We start from the raw sequence: 17901 nt of genomic DNA, 5'->3' as shown, positions 1-17901 counted from the left end.
GCGTGGATCTGCGCCGCAACACCATGGCAAACTGGGTGATCCGCAGTTCCCGGTGGTTTAAGCCGCTGTATGAGCTGCTTCGCAGGGAGTTGCTGCGGCAGGACATTGTGAATGTGGATGAAACCCGCGTCCATGTTCTGAAAGAAGATGGGCGGGAATCCAAACAGATGTCCCAGATGTGGGTGTTCTGCTCTGCCGAAAAGAAAATCGCACTGTACCAGTACAGCCCCAGCCGTTCAGGCCGGGTGGCAAAGGAGATGCTACAGGGCTTCTCCGGCTACACCCAGACCGACGGCTATTCGGGTTACCACTGTCTGGATTCAGTGACACATGTGGGCTGCTGGGCCCATGCAAGGCGCAAGTGGGTGGACTGCTTTGTGGATGGTAAACCGGTACAGGACAGCAAATCCGAAGCGGCTTTTCGGCTGATTGAGGAGATGTTTACTCTGGAACAGGCATGGAAGGACGAAACGCCACAGGCTCGGTCTGATTTGCGGCAGGAAAATCTTCGACCCTTGCTGGAGCAATACTGGGCGCTGCTGGACAGCTTCGAGGCCGCAGAGGGTACTGCCCTGAGCAAGGCTAAAACCTATTCCCTCAACCAGAAAGAGGCATTGAACGCCGTGCTTCTGGATGGCCGCCTGGAGTTGACCAACAATCTTGCCGAGCGCACCGTGAAGCCTTTCGTGATGGCCCGCAAGAACTTCCTGTTCTGCGATACAGCCAAAGGGGCCGATGCCAGCGCCCTGTGTTTCAGCGTGATGGAAACGGCCAGGCGCAATGGCCTGGATCCCTTTGGTTATCTGTTGTTCCTGCTGCAGGAGCTGCCCAAACTGGGCGAAAATCCATCTGACGAGCAACTGATCTCGCTGCTCCCATGGGATGACAATCTTCCCGCATATTGCAGACTGAAGGAGTCTTAAACCTTCCGAGCCCCTTTTTCGGGGCTCTTTTCTTTTACCCTACGGGGGATTATGGAGCGGTTACGTTAAAGGGTTTAAAAAGATAAGTGACACTACTTTTAAGTTGGATCGGATAAATATATTTGTCGGTGCAAACAATTCAGGAAAATCTAGTGTTTTACAAGCTGTTCAATTCGCAATTGGCACAGCTCAAACGGGATCTCGTGTTGGAATCAGAAGAAATAGCACAGGCGATAGTGAGTCTTTTACGGCTGATGCTTCATCCTTTTTGTATCTTCCTATACGTGAACTTGAAGCATTAATTCATGACAGAAATCTAACTCAATCAGTTGGTGCAGATATAACGTTTTCCACTGAAACAGAGGAAACCACTATTTCAATCAAACGAGGAAAAAATCGCAACTTAGCTATAGCAATGTCTGTATCGAATTTGCTGCCAGCACTTAAAGATACAAAAACTCCATTTTGCGTATACACACCAGGATTGTCAGGAATATCTATAAGTGAAGAATTTAAAACTAAAGCCGTTGTTTTAAAATCTGCAACTCGAGGAGATTCTAATTTATATCTGAGAAATGTTTTGCTACTATTGAAGGAAAAGAGCTCATCGTGGGAGAAATTTGCGGAATCAGTGCAACGCTTTTTTTCAGGATATGTTATTGAAGTGAAGTTTTCTCCAGAGGCAGATGAAACTATCGATGTGCATGTTAAAGCAAAAGATGAAGAAGGCAAAATGATAGAGTTGCCAATTGATGCTATGGGAACTAGTGCACTACAGGTTTTGCAGATTTTGTCATACGTATACTATTTCAATCCGCCGTTGCTGATTTTAGACGAACCAGATACGCATTTACATCCTAATAATCAGAGAATACTAGTTTCACTTCTCGATGAGATATCTTTAGAAACCGGAATGCAGGTACTGATTGCTACGCACTCGCGCCATATAATAGATGAGGCAAGAGATATTGCATCATTTTTTTGGATGCAAAATGGTACTCTTAATAAAAAAATTAATGGTAATGAAGATGCTGTTCAAAGCGACTTAGTTCAGATAATGCTGGATCTTGGGGCTATGGATGTTTGTGACTTGTCTAATCCCAATATCGAGTGGGTTATTTGCACAGAGGACGCAAGAGTTGATAGGGAGACTTATCTAAAGAGTATTCTCGAAGCCTCGGGATTCGAACTTGAAAAGTGTAAGATTATCCCGTATTTAGGATGTGGGAAAGTCGATAGCGTAGCTTTTTTGCGGCAATTCTTAAAAAGCTATATGCCAAATATTAAAATTATCGTGCATAGAGACAGAGATTATCTGGACGACCAGGAAGTGAAAAAATTTAAAGAATCTTTTGAAAAAAAGGAGATTCATGTATGGATTACTCCTGGAACTGATGTGGAGGCTCTGTTCTTAAACGAGAAACATATTGCGGTTCAATATCCAAAACTATCTGAATCAGAAATCAAAGAAATGCTTGATGAGGTAGTTAATGATTCTATTGTAAAAAGAACAAGCTTGGATAAGCTATCAAAACACTTACTGAAGAATGATGCGGAGGCAAGTGATAATCCTCGGCATGTAAGTAGCCCCATAGAAATTGTGGAGAAATCCCAGCAAATGTATTCTGAGAATCCCGAGCGCTATATACATGGAAAAAAAGCAATTGGAATAATGAAGAACAAATTGCAGAAAGCAAGGCAAGACGTTTCTTTGCTAGTATCTATGTCTTCCGAATTATATCAAGAAGATTTACATCAATTACTCAAATAATATTTGTTACATATCCTAGTTATTAGTAAGGTGCTGATGATTGGGATATTTTCTGCCCTCCTCGGGCTGCAGGTGTACATGCAGCTTCGAGGAGGGCTTTTTGTATCCGCATTTTCATTACAAGAAGCTCGTTTATCCGTATACGACATTTCGGAAACGGGCAAAACAAGGAGGACAAACTTATGGCATTTTTCAACAGCGCAGTTGACGTATTGCAGGCTCTCGTCGTAGCACTGGGTGCCGGTCTCGGCATCTGGGGTGCAATCAACCTGCTGGAAGGTTACGGCAACGATAACCCCGGCGCAAATGCTCATGTGCCATAAAGTAACACAAAAAGCAACAGACAGCCGCCACAATTCCGTAAAGATTGATGCTTGACAGTCTCCCGAAAGCTCGTTATAATAATAGACGTAAAATTGAGTGGACTTTTCCGGATTCGGTCATCTTTTTGCCACACAACTGTCTTGTGATAGTTGTGTGGCTTTTTTGTTGCCTGCATCTCGGAAATGTTGACAGAATGGAGGATGATTTTTTATGGAAAACAACTTCTTATCTCTGATCAAGACGCGCCGTAGTGTACGGGCTTACAAACCGCAACCTGTCCCTTCCGAGGCGTTGGACGCTGTACTGGAAGCCGGGACTTATGCACCTACCGGCGGAGGACGTCAATCCCCTACCATCATTGCAATCACAGACCCCAAATACCGGCAGGAAATCGCCAGGTTAAACGCAGAAGTGATGGGGAACAATACAGACCCTTATTATGGCGCGCCTGTCGTGATTTTGGTTCTGGCAGATGGCTCCGCAAACACCTTTGTAGAGGATGGAAGCTGCGTCCTTGAAAATATGATGCTCGCCGCCCATGCTCTTGGGCTGGGAACCGTATGGGTACATCGGGAACGTGAGATTTTCGACAGTGAAAGCGGTAAGGCTCTCCTGCGGGAGTGGAAGCTGCCGGAAACCTTGCGTGGCGTCGGAGCGATTGCATTGGGTTATCCAGCCAAGGAAGCCGGTCAGCCCGCAGCACGCAAACAAAACTATATTGTTCGGATTTAATAACCTGCTGTCCGGCGCAATTTTTTGCGCCGGACACTTTGTGGAGAGGAGGGAAAGTATGCAGACCAGTAATAAAATGGCAGTTGCGCCCGTTGGAAAGCTCATTTGGCAAATGTCGATACCGCCGCTGATCTCCATGTTCCTGCAATATTCCTATAACCTGATAGACAGCGCGTTTGTAGCGCGGCTGAGTGAGAATGCGCTGACGGCTGTTTCTCTGTCATTCCCGATTACAACACTGATGAATGCGGCGTCTATCTGGATTGGTGTCGGCGTGAATGTACTGATTGCGGGGTATCTTGGACAGAAAAAGCAGGATGAAGCAAATACCACCGTCACACACGGATTGTTACTGGCCTTTGGAATAGGTGCTTTGCTCAACCTTCTGTCATTCCTGATTATGAAACCCTACTTTCGGGCATTCACCAGTAATGAAGAAATCTATCAGTTGAGCATTGCCTATATGGGCGTATGTTCGTTCATGCAAATCCCCAATATGGTGCATATCGCAATCCAGAAGATGATACAGGCCACCGGGAACATGATTGCTCCCATGTGGTTTCAGATTGCGGGCGTGGTGGTCAATTTTGTATTCGATCCCATCCTGATTTTTGGTATTGGTATTTTCCCGGCTATGGGAATCCGCGGTGCTGCGGTGGCTACTGTTGCGGGCTATTTGTTGTCCATGATTTTGGCGTTTGCTTTGCTGCTGGACAAAAAGCAAAAAGTGCAGATAAAAATCAAAGGCTTTCACTTGCAGAAACAGATGATCCGCCGTATTTTTGCCTTTGGCCTGCCATCTTTTATTATGAACGCCCTCAGTTCGTTTATGGTGACGTTCGTCAATCTGTTTCTGGTGGCGTATTCTGATACGGCGATTGCATTCTTCGGTGCATATTTTAAGGTGCAGCAGTTGATTGTTATGACGGTAAATGGCTTAATCCAGGGTTGTTTGCCAGTCATGCGGTTTAACTACGGCGCAGGGAGCAGCGAACGGCTGCATTCCGCTTTCCGATACGGAACTGCTTTGGTCACCGGCATGATGATACTGGGGACGTTGGCTGTCATCCTTTTTCCGGCGCAGATTTTGGGATTGTTTACGGCATCGGAAGCCATGCGTTCTTTTGGAATATCCGCTATGCGGATTATGGCGACAAGCTATCTGTTTTGCGGCCTTTCTACTATGATTTCCACCTATTTTCAGGCCACAGAAAAAGTAGGTTCCAGCATGGCAATTCAATTATGCAGGCAACTGCTTTTCCTTATTCCATCCCTATGGTGTCTGGACAAATGGTTCCATCTGAACGGAATCTGGCTTGCATTCCCTGTCGCGGAAACCGGCACCTTGCTCGTTGCTCTCATAATGATGGCCTGGTATCACCGTAAAAAAATCATAGCGTGTTCTGCGAAGGAGGAATTATGAACGATACTTTCATGAAAGAAAAGCCGGTATTACCGCTGATTTTATCCATGTCCCTGCCTATGGTGTTATCCATGCTGGTCAATTCCCTCTACAACATTGTGGACAGTTTTTTCGTCGCGCAGATCAGCGAGGAGGCTATGACGGCATTATCGTTGGTTTACCCGGTTCAAAATTTTATCAATGCTGCCGGAATTGGATTTGGCGTTGGGATCAATGCAGTGATCGCCTTCTATCTGGGCGCGGGGGATCATGAAAAAACGGATCAGGCCGCCACGCAGGGACTTGTGCTTGCCGTGATTCATGGCGTTGTTATGACAGTCTGCTGTATCGCCATCATGCCGGTTTTCCTGCGGATGTTCACTTCATCCGAAGCGGTCATTGAACTTGGCGTCCGCTATTCTATCGTTGCGTTCGCCTTTACGCTCATTGTTACCGTCAGCATGGCGTTTGAGAAACTGTTCCAGGCAGTAGGAAACATGAAGACAACCATGATCAGCCTGATGTGCGGGTGCATCACAAACATCGTCTTAGACCCCGTTCTGATTTTTGGCTATGGCCCATTCCCGGAAATGGGAATTGAAGGCGCTGCGCTGGCAACCGGCATCGGACAGGCTCTGACACTGGCGATTTACCTTGTAGTCTATCTTTTGCGGCCAATTCGCGTGCATATCCGCAGGCAGTACATTTTGCCCAGCAAAAAGATGGTCATCAAGCTGTATTCTATCGGCATTCCCGCAACCCTGAATCTTGCACTTCCGTCTCTTTTGATTTCGGCGCTCAATGCGATTTTAGCTGCCTATTCCGAAGTGTATATTCTGGTTTTGGGGATCTATTACAAATTGCAGACCTTCATCTATCTTCCGGCGAATGGCATTGTGCAGGGGATGCGCCCCCTGATCGGCTATAACTACGGTGCAGGGGAGCACAAACGAGTCAGCCAGATTTATCAGATTGTTTTGTGCATGAGCGGTATCATTATGGTGCTTGGAACCGCGATATGTCTGCTGATCCCCGGCCAGCTGATAGGGCTGTTTACCCACACGGAAGCGACGATCCAGGCCGGGGAAACTGCCTTGCGCATCATCGGGGCCGGATTTATCGTCTCGGCGGTTTCTGTTACTTCTTCCGGCGCATTGGAGGGGCTGGGGAAAGGCACGCCCTCCTTACTGATTTCTCTCTGCCGGTATGTAGTGGTAATCATCCCGGCTGCGTTTTTACTCAGCAGGTTTCTCGGAGCGGTTGGCGTCTGGAATGCGTTTTGGATCACGGAAGTGATTACTGCGATCATATCCATTTACGTTTACCGCAAGGTAATAGCAAAGCCAGCCGAGCCAGTCAACGGTCAAGATGAACGGCGCATACGCGCCGCCGTTGACAGCCCCGCCCGCCTTTGCAGATAGGCAATCAAGGGGCGACAGCAAGGAGTGCTGCCGCCCCGCACTATTATTCAGAGAGGGGGAATTTCCATGACCGACTTTGAAGCCTATCAGGAGTACATCCAGCGCAAGCACAACGCCTTTTGTAAGGCAGTAATCCGCTATGCTGCCCGCGATAAGATTTTGCAGCTTCGCCGGAAATGGGAGCGGCAAATTTCCCTTGACTATCTGATGGACGAGAAGTTTGTCCAGTTTGCCGGGCCGGAGCCGGACGAGGAATACCCCTTTACCGTCTGCGGCCAGACCGTCCTGCTCTGTAACGCCGCTCTTGCCGCCGCGCTCTCCGCCCAGCCAAAGCAGACACAGGAAGTGATTTTGCGCTACTACTTCCTGCGCCAGCCGCAGCGAGTGATCGGCGCACATATCGGCCGGACGCGCAGCACAGCGGGGCGGCATATCCAGCTTGCCTTGCGGCGGCTGCGCGAGGAAATGGAGGTGTGCCGGTATGAGTAAGTTGCTCCCTTATGAAACAATCGTCAAAGCCCATGAGGGCGACCCGGAAGCCGTGAACGCCGTCCTGCGCCACTACGCCGGATATATCCGCTATTTCTCCAAAGTGAACGGACAGGTCAATGCCGAGGTGGAGGACTATGTGAAACAGCGACTAATTGACTGTCAATTCAAGTTCCGGTTTGACTATCCGCCGGACGAGCCATAAAAACTGAATACCTGCCGCCCACCGGCGGTCAGCGAAAGCAGTAAGTCTTGAAAAAGATTTGCTGCTTTTTTTGTTGCCTGCCTCCGTTTCCGGCCATTTTGCCCTATTCAGATTGTAGTAGTAAGTGAGGGAGCAATTTTCCTGCCCCGGCGTTTGGCATTTTTGATTTTTGTCCGTAGTAAGAAGCAAAGAGAAAATTGCCCGCCCTGTTTGGCAAATTTCAAAACGCGGTGGTGTGAGGAGTGAAAGGAAAAATTCTCTGCCCCGCCGGTTGCCAAAATCCTGTTGCCCGGATTACAGAAGCGAAAGAAAATTTGAGAAAATCCCTGTCCAGCGGGTAGCTGGCGGCCTTTGAAATGTATCTTTAGCGGAAAGGAAAAAGTTTGCGAACAGCGGGCCGAAAGCCCCGCCCCGTTCGCTCTATGTACGGAAAAACCCGGAGAGGGGCAGTCTGCGGCAAACTTAGAGCAAGTTTCTACCACGGTGCCAAAATCCGCAATTCTGCGGTTTTGCCCCTCGCGGGAAACTTGTTGGGGAGTGCCTTCCCCAAACCCTGCTATGGCGGCTTGCGCCGCAAAAATATTTCCGACCGGCGAAAAGTTTTTTCTCACTTTCGCCTCGGAAATAGCTAACAGATAAGAGAATTTTTTGTGATAAGTGAAAGGAGGTTTACAGCCCATGCCGAAGCGATACAACACACCCCACCGCAGCCGCGTTGTGAAAACCCGGCTGTCCGAAGAAGAATACGCCGACTTCACAGCGCGGCTTGCGCCCTATGGTATCAGCCAGTCCGAATTTCTCCGGCAGGCGATACGGCGCACCGCTATACGCCCTATTATCCATATATCAACGGTCAATGACGAGCTGCTTTCCGCTGTCGAGAAACTTACAGCCGAGTACGGCAAAATCGGTGGCAACCTCAACCAGATAGCCCGGTATCTGAACGAGTACGGCGCACCCTACAACGCCCTCTCCGGCGAGGTACGCGACGCCATAGCCGACCTTGCCGCCCTCAAGTATGAAGTCTTACAGAAAGTAGGTGACGCGGTTGGCAACACTCAAGCATATCAACTCTAAAAATGCCGACTACGGAGCCGCCGAACAATACCTGCTTTTTGAGCATGACGAGTTTACCATGAAGCCCGTCCTTGATGAAACCGGCAGGCTTATCCCCCGCGAGGACTACCGGCTGTCCACGCTGAACTGCGGCGGGGAGGATTTTGCCGTTGCTTGTATGCGGGCAAATCTCCGCTACGGGAAAAACCAGCTGCGGGAAGATGTGAAAAGCCACCACTATATCATCAGCTTTGACCCACGGGACGGCCCGGACAATGGCTTGACCGTAGACCGGGCGCAGGCATTGGGCGAGAAGTTTTGCGCCGAGCATTTCCCCGGCCACCAGGCCCTTGTATGCACCCACCCGGACGGCCATAGCCACAGCGGCAATATCCATGTGCATATCGTCATTAACAGCCTGCGGATTGAGGAAGTGCCGTTCCTGCCCTATATGGACAGGCCAGCCGACACAAAGGCCGGTTGCAAGCACCGCTGTACCGACGCGGCCTTGCGCTACTTCAAGTCCGAAGTCATGGAGATGTGCCACCGGGAGGGGCTTTACCAAATCGACCTCTTGAACGGCAGCAAGAACCGCGTCACAGACCGGGAGTATTGGGCGCAGAAAAAGGGGCAGGCCGCGCTGGACAAGCAGAACGCCCCCATGATTGCAGGCGGTATCACGCCCCGGCAGACCAAGTTTGAAACGAACAAGGAAAGGTTGCTTTATCCGGGAGAGACTCCATTTGGAAATGTCCGAGGAAAAGACATTGATTACTCATGGACATGACTCTGCGAAGTTCTTGGGATATGAAGTTACAATCGCCAAAGGCGAACACAACAAAAAGACCAAAACCGGGGCTACCAGACGGGTAAGCAATGGAAAAGTCATGCTCTATGTCCCCCATAATAAGTGGGTCAAGCAGCTGCTCTCCTATCAGGCCCTCAAAATCAACTATGACAAACAGAACGGAAATAAGGAGGTTTGGGAACCTGTCCGGCGTACCCGCCTGATGCACCTGGACGATTTGGAAATCCTAAACCAGTACAACGCAGAAATTCGTGGATTGTACAACTACTACCGGCTCGCAAACAATGTGTCTGTACTCAATAACTTCTACTATGTAATGAGATACAGTATGCTCAAAACCTTTGCTGGAAAATATCGGACACGAATCAGCAGAATTATCCGCAAGTACCGTCAAGGGAAAAATTTTGTTGTGGAGTATCCGAAGAAAAACGGCCAGGTTGGAAAGGTGCTGTTCTACAACAACGGGTTTCGCCGTGATACCAAAGTGGAAAGCGGCAATCCCGATGTGATTGCAAGAGTGTTTGAGAACTATGGACGCAATAGCCTGATAAAGCGGCTGAAAGCGAGCCAATGCGAGTGGTGCGGTGCAGAGAATGTACCAATTGAAATACACCATGTACGAAAACTCAAAGACTTGAGCGGCAGAAAACAATGGGAAATCGCCATGATTGGGCGTAAGCGCAAGACAATGGCACTCTGTATTGACTGTCACGATAAGTTACACGCTGGGAAATTAGACTAACATCTGGAGAGCCGGATACATCGAGAGGTGTAAGTCCGGTTCGGAGGGGAGTTCTCGGAAACCTGCCATAGCGATATGGCAAGGCGCTGGGCTCTTACCCTACTCATCAGCAATCAGTATGTAGATATGAAGCGGAAAGTCACGGACAAATACCGTGCGGATATCCAGATGGGGACAGTTGCGCCGTTGCCGGAAGAACTGGCTCCCATGGCAGAGGGCATCCATCAGCTGATTCAGTCTGTGTATGACGAAAAGGTTCTGACGGATATGTTCACCGACGGACACGAGACCAAGGTGAAAGAGAACCCGCTGAACGAGAACTTTGCCAAAAAGGAATTTCAGGCCCTTTGGAAAGAAATCAACCACAAATATGCCTACACGGTTTCTTTCAACAGCGCAGAGCTGGTGCAGAAGTCCGTGGATCACATCAACAACAAGCTGTTTGTGTCCGAGCTGCAGTATACCACAACGGTAGGCCGCCAGAAGGACGAAATGAACGAGCATGAACTGGAGCGCGGTGATTCTTTTGGTCGGGAACGCACCCGCACACAAACATTGCGACAGGCGCATTCCGGTCATCTGAAATATGACCTGGTAGGCAAAATCGCGCAAGGAACGGTACTCACTCGGCGGACGGTGGTGAATATCTTGAAAGGGCTGCGCGCGGACAAGTTCCAAATGTTCAAGAACAACCCGGAAGAATTCATCACAAAGGTGGTCCGGCTCATCAACGAGCAGAAGGCCAACACCATTGTTGACCACATAACCTACAACCAAATCGACGGTCAGTATGACAACACGATTTTCGTTGCGGAAAAGGGTGCCCACGATTTCGATAAGGCTTTCCGCGCCAATAAAGCGATTCAGGACTATGTATTTACGGACGGTATCGCCGAGGAAAGTACCGAACGCAAATTCGCCAAGGCCATGGACGCCGCAGAAGAAGTGTGTGTCTATGCCAAACTGCCCAAGGGCTTCCACATTCCCACCCCGGTGGGCAATTACTCCCCAGACTGGGCCATTGCTTTCCACGAGGGAACGGTGAAACACATCTTCTTTGTGGCAGAAACCAAAGGCAGTATGGAAAGTTTCGATCTGCGCCCTATCGAGAAGGCCAAAACCGATTGCGCCAAAAAGCTGTTCAATGAGATGTCCAATAGCAAAGTGCGGTATAGTGTCGTGAATGACTATCAGAATCTGTTGAATATAATGAATACACTGTAATATATACCAGAACATCGGGAGTGTTAGCTTTGAGGCTAAATCTCCCGATGGAATGAAAGCGCATGTGGATTCTAAATTTATGGCAATAAAATTCATCAAAAAGGAATGTCCATTTTGATGTAACCATTATAGGAAGAAGTACTATGGAAAATGGCACGAAGCTTAGAATTCTGTATTTATATCAACACCTGGTTCAACACACCGATGCGGAACATACACTATCAACCGCTGAGCTGATGAAGATCCTCAAAGAAGAGTATTCGCTGCAGGTATCCAGGAATACCATAAGTAATGACCTTAGGGTATAAAGAAATGCTGCAAAGTGCGCTTGCGGAAATGTGATATGCCTTGAGATTGGAGGGATTGATAGTGGGGGATAATTTGATAATATAATAATCGGTGTTATAACAAAATATATATTTGCGCTGCAGCTTTAAACACCCGCCAAGATATTTTGAGGATCGGTGAGTTACAAAAGAAATCGCGGATGCGTAATAAAAAACAGAACCCTCTGAATTTCCAGAGGGTTCTGTTTTTTATGTGCTTCACATATTACAAAGGGAGAAAATATATGAAGTGTTGTGCACAAGGCTCTCGCGGTATTGCTGTTCAAAAGCTGCTTTCATTGCCTTTCAGGCAGAAAATTACGCAGATATTCCACCGATTGCTGAATGGATGTGTGAGGATCCTCCCAGTAGATGGAGTCGTTGATCTCAAGATCGATGCAGCCACTATACCCGAAATGTTCCAGTGTACGGATATAGCCTTCGAGTTTTTTACGACCAAAGTTACCGGAACCAACAATTTCGTGATGACTGTCAGAATAATGAATCCACTGGATTTTGTTACCCAGTTGTTGGTAGAAGCTTTCTAGATTGTCTCCGGCTACCTCCATGGCGACCAGATCTACACAGGTCGCGAGCGCAGGGGAATCAACCTGGTGCAGCATCTGTTTCATGTCTTCCAGGTTCAACAACAGGTTGCTTTCATAGGGTTGCAGCTGTTCCAGCATTAGGGTAACGCCCATCCGTTCCGCACGTTGTGCCAACTGTTGGAGGCTATCTACCGTTCGTGCCCAGCCATCTTCCCGGTTTAAGTTACGGGGGTGACAGCCAGTATTTAAAAACAGTTTGTCCGTGCCGAATTCCAATGCGTCTTCCATGCTGGCTTCCATGTAATCCAGTGTTCGGTCCCGAAGAGCGCGGTCAGGAGAGCTGTAGCTGAAGGGGTAGCCTAAGGTTTCAGGCGTATAGATTACGACCTTCATTCCACGGTCCTCAATTTGCCGACGCAACTCCCGGATGCGGCGGGCAGCAGCGGGACCCCAGGGGTAGTCCAAGCGGCAAAAGTGGGGGCTTCCGCCCCATAAATCGATATTGTGGATGCCACATCGATCCATGGAATCCAAGAAATAATCGAAGGTGTACTGAACATACTGGACGCTCATGACGGCAAGCTGATCCAATGTGATGACAGACATGGTGCAACCTCTCCTTTTTCAAAATGAAATGAGTATCTTATAGGGAAGAACATACACTTTGGCGATGAAGAATAAAAAGGGTGGTCAGCAAGCAGCTAAGGCTGGTTAGAAGCATCAACGGTAGATTGCCATTGGTGAATCCTGCTACCAGATAGCCGACAATGCAACAGGCGCCTACCAATAGAGCGTAGGGCAGTTGGGTAGTCACATGTTCCAGATGATTGCAGCCAGCACCTGTACTGGACAAAATGGTTGTGTCTGAAATAGGAGAGCAGTGATCGCCAAAAACGCTTCCACCCAGAGTGGCCGACAGAGAAACGATGACCAGATTTGGGCTCAGAGTAGCTGCCACTGGAATGATAATGGGAATCAGGATTCCAAAGGTGCCCCAAGCAGTTCCGGTGGAAAAGCTCAGGAAGGCTGCTGCCACAAAAATCAGTGCGGGAAGAACTGCACCGGGAATGTTGCTGGCTGCCATGATGTTTTTTACAAATACATCTGTTTGCAGTAGGTCTCGGCAAACACCACTGATGGTCCAGGCAAGGACCAAAATCATGATGGCGGGAACCATGGCGGCGATCCCTTTGGTCACGCCGTCCATGAAGTCACGAAAGCGTATCAACCCACGGGGAACAAATTGCACAAAGGCACAAAGTAACGCTGCAAATCCACCCCAGGTGAGAGCCTGGCCAGCGTTACAGTTGCCCAACGCCGCGGGAAAGTTGCCGTAGAAGGCAGGGTCTGTCCCCCAAAAGCCACCGCTGTAAAGCATACTTAGGATCGAGCAAAGAATCAGCATGCCGATAGGGAGTAACATATCCCATACTCGACCCTGGCGGCTACCCTGAGGGAGTTCCTGAGCGGAAGAATTCACCACACCCAAGTCGCCCGTCTGTTCAGCACGGGCTTCTAGCTGGGCAATCCGACCAAAATCCAGGTGTGCAGAGCAAACAACGATTACGGTAACAATGGTCAACAGCGCATAGAGATTGTATGGAATAGTAGCACAGAATGCGGCAAAATCACTAGGGAAGGCGGCGGTATCCCGCAGATTGCTGCCCACAGCTGCTGCCCAGGAGGAAATGGGGGCGATAATGCAGACTGGGGCAGCAGTGCTGTCGATGATATAAGCCAGCTTCGCCCGGGAAACTCGGTGATGGTCAGTGACTGGCTGCATGACGGTGCCGACAGTAAGACAATTGAAGTAATCGTCGATGAAAATGAGGCAGCCCAACAACCCGGTGGCCAGCATAGCCGAGCGCTTGCTTTTCAGCTTGCGGCTGGCCCAGTTGCCGTAAGCAATGGAGCCACCAGCCATGGAGACGACGTGGACCAGGGCCCCCAGCAGACAACAGAACAGAATGATATATAGGTCCACAGTTTGTATTGTCATGTCGAACATGATCTGAATTGGTGCTACAACCGGATTTAGCTCCGCCATTACTGCATAAATAATCGTGCCGGACAAAATACCAATCAACAGAGAGGAGACAACTTCCTTGGTGAGCAGAGCCAGTACGATAGCCAGAACTGGAGGAAGAATGGAAAGTGCCCCCGCGTATACAGATGTCAAGGCTTATCCCTCCGTAGACCAGACGTCGTATACAACGGCGCCGTTCACCAAAGTGAGACAGACCTTGGCCTTACGGACCTCATCGATAGGCATCGCAAAGACGTTAGCGTCAAGAACGGCGATGTCTGCCTTATTGCCCGGCGCCAGTGTACCGGTGTCCCCTTCACGGTACATATCGTATGCGCCGCCGCTTGTCCAGGCCTGTAATACTTCGCTAACTGTCAGTGTGTTCTCCGGGTGGAAGGGCTCGCCACCTTCAGGAAATTTTCCGGTGACACTGTGATACAAGGACTGTGGGATGTCATCAATGACCAGAGGAAGATCGGTGCCACAGCACAGCAAGACGCCGCTGTCCGCCATTTTGCGCCGATTCCAGTAACCAGCCCCGCGCTCAGTGCCCAGCTTTTCCTCGATCATACCCACCTTGCCCGCACGGTCGGCGATGGATTGAATTTGAGGATAAAATTCGCAAATTACACCCAATTGGCCCATTCGTTCCAGGTCCTGTGGATCGCTGAATTCCGCTTCGGTAATGGCATGCCGGTTACACACCTTTCCTCGGGAATCTCGGCAGCATTTTTCGTAAATATCCAGCACGCGCGCCACAGCGGCGTCGCCCTGTGAGTTCAGCGAAAAACGGAAGCCTTCCGCGTCGGCCTGCAGCACCTCGCGCTCGATCAGTGCCCAGTCGATTTCTTGAGCACACTGTGTATCCGGTGCACAGCGATAAGGCTGTTTCAGATATCCACACATCTGGCTGATAGAGCCGTCAGTCATGCGGTTAAAGCCGGAAAATCGGACGAACTCACCCTGGAACCGCTGCCGCATCCGGCGTGCGTAATCCAGATTTGCGCCTTCTTTGACGGGCTGACTCATAAAGTGCACGCGCAGCGTCATAGCGTTGTCCCGTTCCAGTTGCTCCAGCACCTCCGGGAAGGTGCTGAAGGTATCATAGCCAATCTCCTTGACCGAGGTTACACCTTGACGGTTCAGCATCTGCATATAATGTTGGAACAACGGTTTGGAGAAGGCATGGTCGGCCAGAAACTCTTCCATCAGTCGCCAGAAGACCTCATTGCAGTCGGCGCTGTTGTCAAAGCCGTACCGCTGAATTGCTGCGCTATTGATCCAGAAAGTCTCAGCGCCTGCGGCAAACAGCACGGCGGGACGGTCCGGAAAAATACGGTCCAGATTCTGAGGTCCGCCGGTGACAATGGTCGGGTCCCAGCCATGCCCCCACACCGGTTTCTCAGGTGGAAGGCTGTTGGCATAGGTCAGTGCTATCTGACCGATCTGACTGCTGTCTGTAGCGGGGGAGAGGTCCACGCCAAGATAGTTCAGCGCCCATCCGGTAAAAAAGGTATGCGCGTCGGCAAAGCCGGGGCAGATGGTCCGGTTCCCCAGTTCGTACACGGTGGAGCCATGGGCCAATTCGGAGGGAAGATCTCCCTGTACAACCTGCAGAATACGCTCATCCCGGATAACCACATATCCGGAGAATGGTTCTGCGCCAGTCCCGTCGAAGATACAGTTGGATCTCAGCACGATCTGCGTATGTTCTGCCATACTTACGTCACTCCTTAGCATTTTGCTAACGGACGCTGGAATGAAGTGGTCAGCGTACCGCGCAATGTTTTGCAAGAAAATCCGAAGTGGTAAGCCCGGTGTGTTATGTATTTCAGGCGGTGTTGGTCCTGACACGCTGTCCTGAATTTGACCAAATGATAGCATGGGCATTCGGTCATTTCAAGGTGTTAAAATCATTTTTGGAGGATGACACAGAAAGGAAAAACGGAATCTTTCAGGCTGCCAAAAATTGGTCTGCTTTGGCCGATTTCAGATGAACCAACTCCTCGGGTCAGGACGAATGGAATTTCTTGACTTGGCTGGGAGTGGAAGTATATGATAATCGAAACTGGCAGTATCACTACTGCCGGAAAAGAAGGAAGGGGGGAGCCGACGGATGGTAATGAAAAAAGACGAGACGTCCCGACGAGCAAGTTGGAGCGGAATCGCTGAGCAGCTGGAATATTGGATTGAAAGTGGCAGGCTGCAGGCAGGCCAGCGCCTACCCAGTGAAGAGTCGTTGGCGAAGGAGCTTGGCTGCCACCGTGATACACTGCGTACGGCTATTCGATGTTTGGCGGGTGAGGGAAAGTTGACCCGTCGGAAGGGCAGCGGATTTACTGTGGCAATGCCACGTTTTCGGCGCAATCTCTATGATTTTGAACCTTTGTGGTATTTCCTGCAACAGAACCGACGTCAATTTACCAGCCGAGTAATCTCCATGGAAAGGCTCAAGCCTGTGCCACGAGTGGCGAGGCTCCTGAAACTGAACGAGGCGGGTGAGGCCTATCGACTTTGTCGGCTGCGTTTTCTGGATGGCACGCCGGCCATTTTGGAAACCACATATCTATCTGCGTTGCGGGTACGGGATCTGGAACGGTTTGATTTGGCTAAGAACAGCCTGTTTGAGATTATGGCTACAGAGTATGGGATTTATGCAGATTCCGGTAACCAGACGCTGAGTATTACTTATGCAGATGAGATGGAAGCCGAATTACTACAGATTCCGGTGTTGCAGCCGTTACTCCTGCTGCGGGGCGTAACACGGGATGACTATGGAATTCCTATCGAATCCTTTTCTGCGGTGATTCGCAACGACCAGTTCGGTTTCGAGGGGATTTTGCGGGCTGGGGAGCCAGATTCCCGGGAACTGGTCTGAGCGCGGAAGAAAAAGCACACCAGTTTTCTCTCTTTCCACGGAGAATACCTGATTTTTTTTGGTTAAGCTCGTGATTGACCCTCTAGTTTACCCGGCGCTATACTAATTTTCAGAAAAGTGGTTTGCAACGAAATGCGACTCATCTATTCGAAAATCAAGTATACGGGAGGTAACGAAACGATGCGAGCAGCAATGATTGGTGACAACTGTATCGACCACTACACGGAATACGTGGACCGACAGGGAAACGTGTTCCATGATCGCAAGTATCCCACGGGCAACGTGGTGGACACCGGGGTCAACCTGCAGAAATTGGGGATGAAGACCTCCATCATCAGCACTACCGGCAGCGATGAGAACGGGCAGTGGATGGTGAACACCCTGAAGGGCGAAGGTTTGGATGTGAGCCATCTGAAGGTGGGACAAGGCCCCACCGCCATCACCTACATGACGTTGAATGGCAATGACCGGGTACATGGAGATTACATCGAAGGAGTCCTGGAACATATCGTGTTTGATGAGGAGGACATCGCATTTGCTGCCGGGCATGATCTGGTGCACACCGCACTGTGGGGAAATGCCCAGGATGCACTGCCCAAGATCCGCAGTTGCAGCCAGGCGGTAATCAGTTTTGACTATGCGGATCGACTAGATCATCCTCTGGTGGAGAGTACACTTCCTTATGTGGACATCGGGTTTTATTCGTACCATAAACAGCGGGACGAATTCATCGAGGGCTATCTGAAGGACAAAGTGGATCGAGGCATGAAGGTCGCAGTGGCCACATTCGGGGAATTGGGCAGTCTGGCTTACGATGGCCGGCAGTTTGTCCAGTTTGGCGTGGTGCCGGCGGCTGAGGTGGTCAATACCGTGGGTGCGGGCGACAGCTTCATCGCCGGATTTTTGTATCAGTATATGAAGGGGGCAGCGCTGGAAGCTTGCCTGAAGCAGGGAGCGACGGTAGCTTCCAGTGTGGTGCAGGTTTTTGAACCTTGGGTCACAGACTGAGATACGCATTCATAGAGA

The 17901-nt window shown here is 49.8% G+C and carries 14 protein-coding genes and 4 pseudogenes; 14 read left to right on the top strand and 4 right to left on the bottom strand.

What is annotated here, in order from left to right:
* The 8 genes and pseudogenes from tnpC to ACESYO_RS09185 form a co-directional block, all read left to right on the top strand.
* The coding region (tnpC, locus tag ACESYO_RS09220; RefSeq protein WP_373209845.1) for an IS66 family transposase at window positions 1-923 on the top strand (923 nt) is incomplete at its 5' end.
* A 76-nt stretch (window positions 924-999) separates the two neighbouring features.
* Window positions 1000-2694: pseudogene (locus ACESYO_RS09215) on the top strand (ATP-dependent nuclease); the annotation flags it as partial.
* A gap of 182 nt (window positions 2695-2876) precedes the next feature.
* Window positions 2877-3005, top strand: a pseudogene (locus ACESYO_RS09210) (Maff2 family mobile element protein); the annotation flags it as partial.
* Window positions 3006-3228: 223 nt separating this feature from the next.
* Window positions 3229-3750 (top strand): nitroreductase, encoded by a 522-nt coding sequence (locus ACESYO_RS09205; protein WP_205151839.1) that lies wholly within the window; start codon window positions 3229-3231, stop codon window positions 3748-3750.
* A 58-nt stretch (window positions 3751-3808) separates the two neighbouring features.
* Window positions 3809-5173, top strand: a complete 1365-nt coding sequence (locus ACESYO_RS09200) for an MATE family efflux transporter (protein WP_373209844.1) — start codon at window positions 3809-3811, stop codon at window positions 5171-5173.
* Window positions 5170-6573 carry an MATE family efflux transporter gene (locus ACESYO_RS09195; RefSeq protein WP_204898478.1) on the top strand — a complete coding sequence of 468 codons (1404 nt, stop codon included), beginning with the start codon at window positions 5170-5172 and terminating at the stop codon, window positions 6571-6573. Before ACESYO_RS09200 ends, ACESYO_RS09195 begins: the two co-directional genes overlap by 4 nt.
* Before the next feature lie 66 nt (window positions 6574-6639).
* Window positions 6640-7062 carry a sigma-70 family RNA polymerase sigma factor gene (locus tag ACESYO_RS09190; RefSeq protein ID WP_373209843.1) on the top strand — a complete coding sequence of 141 codons (423 nt, stop codon included), beginning with the start codon at window positions 6640-6642 and terminating at the stop codon, window positions 7060-7062.
* Window positions 7055-7267, top strand: a complete 213-nt coding sequence (locus ACESYO_RS09185; protein WP_183776472.1) for a helix-turn-helix domain-containing protein — start codon at window positions 7055-7057, stop codon at window positions 7265-7267. Before ACESYO_RS09190 ends, ACESYO_RS09185 begins: the two co-directional genes overlap by 8 nt.
* Window positions 7268-7374: 107 nt before the next feature.
* Here the strand turns inward: ACESYO_RS09185 and ACESYO_RS09180 are convergent, their stop codons facing one another.
* On the bottom strand, window positions 7375-7965 hold the full coding sequence (locus tag ACESYO_RS09180) for a hypothetical protein (protein ID WP_373211254.1): 591 nt from the start codon (window positions 7963-7965) through the stop codon (window positions 7375-7377).
* On the opposite strand from ACESYO_RS09180, the gene ACESYO_RS09175 reads away from it, so the two are divergent.
* The 4 genes and pseudogenes from ACESYO_RS09175 to ACESYO_RS09160 all read left to right on the top strand — a co-directional run bounded on the left by ACESYO_RS09175 (window position 7946) and on the right by ACESYO_RS09160 (window position 11097).
* The gene (locus ACESYO_RS09175) at window positions 7946-8344 is read left to right on the top strand and encodes a plasmid mobilization protein (RefSeq protein WP_373209841.1); all 399 of its coding nucleotides are present in this window, start codon (window positions 7946-7948) and stop codon (window positions 8342-8344) included. The genes ACESYO_RS09180 and ACESYO_RS09175 overlap by 20 nt on opposite strands.
* Window positions 8316-9044: pseudogene (locus ACESYO_RS09170) on the top strand (relaxase/mobilization nuclease domain-containing protein); the annotation flags it as partial. The gene ACESYO_RS09175 and the pseudogene ACESYO_RS09170, both read left to right, overlap by 29 nt.
* A pseudogene (locus tag ACESYO_RS09165) lies at window positions 9040-9873 on the top strand (HNH endonuclease); the annotation flags it as partial. The pseudogenes ACESYO_RS09170 and ACESYO_RS09165, both read left to right, overlap by 5 nt.
* A gap of 126 nt (window positions 9874-9999) precedes the next feature.
* Window positions 10000-11097, top strand: coding sequence for a restriction endonuclease (locus ACESYO_RS09160; protein ID WP_373209840.1), 1098 nt, complete (start codon window positions 10000-10002; stop codon window positions 11095-11097).
* A 622-nt stretch (window positions 11098-11719) separates the two neighbouring features.
* Here the strand turns inward: ACESYO_RS09160 and ACESYO_RS09155 are convergent.
* Genes ACESYO_RS09155 through ACESYO_RS09145 form a run of 3 tightly spaced genes read right to left on the bottom strand, consistent with a single transcriptional unit; the run spans window position 11720 to window position 15716 of the window.
* Window positions 11720-12577: a sugar phosphate isomerase/epimerase family protein gene (locus ACESYO_RS09155; protein ID WP_058965521.1), complete on the bottom strand. Its 858-nt coding sequence runs from the start codon at window positions 12575-12577 to the stop codon at window positions 11720-11722.
* Window positions 12578-12614: 37 nt separating this feature from the next.
* The gene (locus tag ACESYO_RS09150; RefSeq protein WP_058965522.1) at window positions 12615-14150 is read right to left on the bottom strand and encodes a Na+/H+ antiporter NhaC family protein; all 1536 of its coding nucleotides are present in this window, start codon (window positions 14148-14150) and stop codon (window positions 12615-12617) included.
* 3 nt (window positions 14151-14153) lie between these two features.
* Window positions 14154-15716 carry an amidohydrolase gene (locus ACESYO_RS09145; protein ID WP_373209839.1) on the bottom strand — a complete coding sequence of 521 codons (1563 nt, stop codon included), beginning with the start codon at window positions 15714-15716 and terminating at the stop codon, window positions 14154-14156.
* A 403-nt stretch (window positions 15717-16119) separates the two neighbouring features.
* Between ACESYO_RS09145 and ACESYO_RS09140 the strand changes: the two genes are divergently transcribed.
* Both ACESYO_RS09140 and frlD read left to right on the top strand, forming a co-directional pair.
* Window positions 16120-16875, top strand: coding sequence for a GntR family transcriptional regulator (locus ACESYO_RS09140; protein ID WP_270912689.1), 756 nt, complete (start codon window positions 16120-16122; stop codon window positions 16873-16875).
* 180 nt (window positions 16876-17055) lie between these two features.
* The gene (frlD, locus tag ACESYO_RS09135) at window positions 17056-17883 is read left to right on the top strand and encodes a fructoselysine 6-kinase (protein ID WP_087171845.1); all 828 of its coding nucleotides are present in this window, start codon (window positions 17056-17058) and stop codon (window positions 17881-17883) included.
* Window positions 17884-17901: the final 18 nt, after the last annotated feature.

The sequence above is a fragment of the Allofournierella massiliensis genome (assembly GCF_964241245.1).
Classification (GTDB): Bacteria; Bacillota; Clostridia; order Oscillospirales; family Ruminococcaceae; genus Allofournierella; species Allofournierella massiliensis.
Note: the sequence above shows the minus strand (reverse complement) of the source record. Positions and strands in the feature narration are given on the sequence as shown.

Bases quoted from the DNA above. Each gene is read 5' to 3' on its own strand.
- ACESYO_RS09205 (WP_205151839.1), top strand. From the start codon at position 3,229: ATGGAAAACAACTTCTTATCTCTGATCAAGACGCGCCGTAGTGTACGG.
- ACESYO_RS09200 (WP_373209844.1), top strand. From the start codon at position 3,809: ATGCAGACCAGTAATAAAATGGCAGTTGCGCCCGTTGGAAAGCTCATT.
- ACESYO_RS09195 (WP_204898478.1), top strand. From the start codon at position 5,170: ATGAACGATACTTTCATGAAAGAAAAGCCGGTATTACCGCTGATTTTA.
- ACESYO_RS09190 (WP_373209843.1), top strand. From the start codon at position 6,640: ATGACCGACTTTGAAGCCTATCAGGAGTACATCCAGCGCAAGCACAAC.
- ACESYO_RS09185 (WP_183776472.1), top strand. From the start codon at position 7,055: ATGAGTAAGTTGCTCCCTTATGAAACAATCGTCAAAGCCCATGAGGGC.
- ACESYO_RS09175 (WP_373209841.1), top strand. From the start codon at position 7,946: ATGCCGAAGCGATACAACACACCCCACCGCAGCCGCGTTGTGAAAACC.
- ACESYO_RS09160 (WP_373209840.1), top strand. From the start codon at position 10,000: ATGAAGCGGAAAGTCACGGACAAATACCGTGCGGATATCCAGATGGGG.
- ACESYO_RS09155 (WP_058965521.1), bottom strand. From the start codon at position 12,577: ATGTCTGTCATCACATTGGATCAGCTTGCCGTCATGAGCGTCCAGTAT.
- ACESYO_RS09145 (WP_373209839.1), bottom strand. From the start codon at position 15,716: ATGGCAGAACATACGCAGATCGTGCTGAGATCCAACTGTATCTTCGAC.
- ACESYO_RS09140 (WP_270912689.1), top strand. From the start codon at position 16,120: ATGAAAAAAGACGAGACGTCCCGACGAGCAAGTTGGAGCGGAATCGCT.
- frlD (WP_087171845.1), top strand. From the start codon at position 17,056: ATGCGAGCAGCAATGATTGGTGACAACTGTATCGACCACTACACGGAA.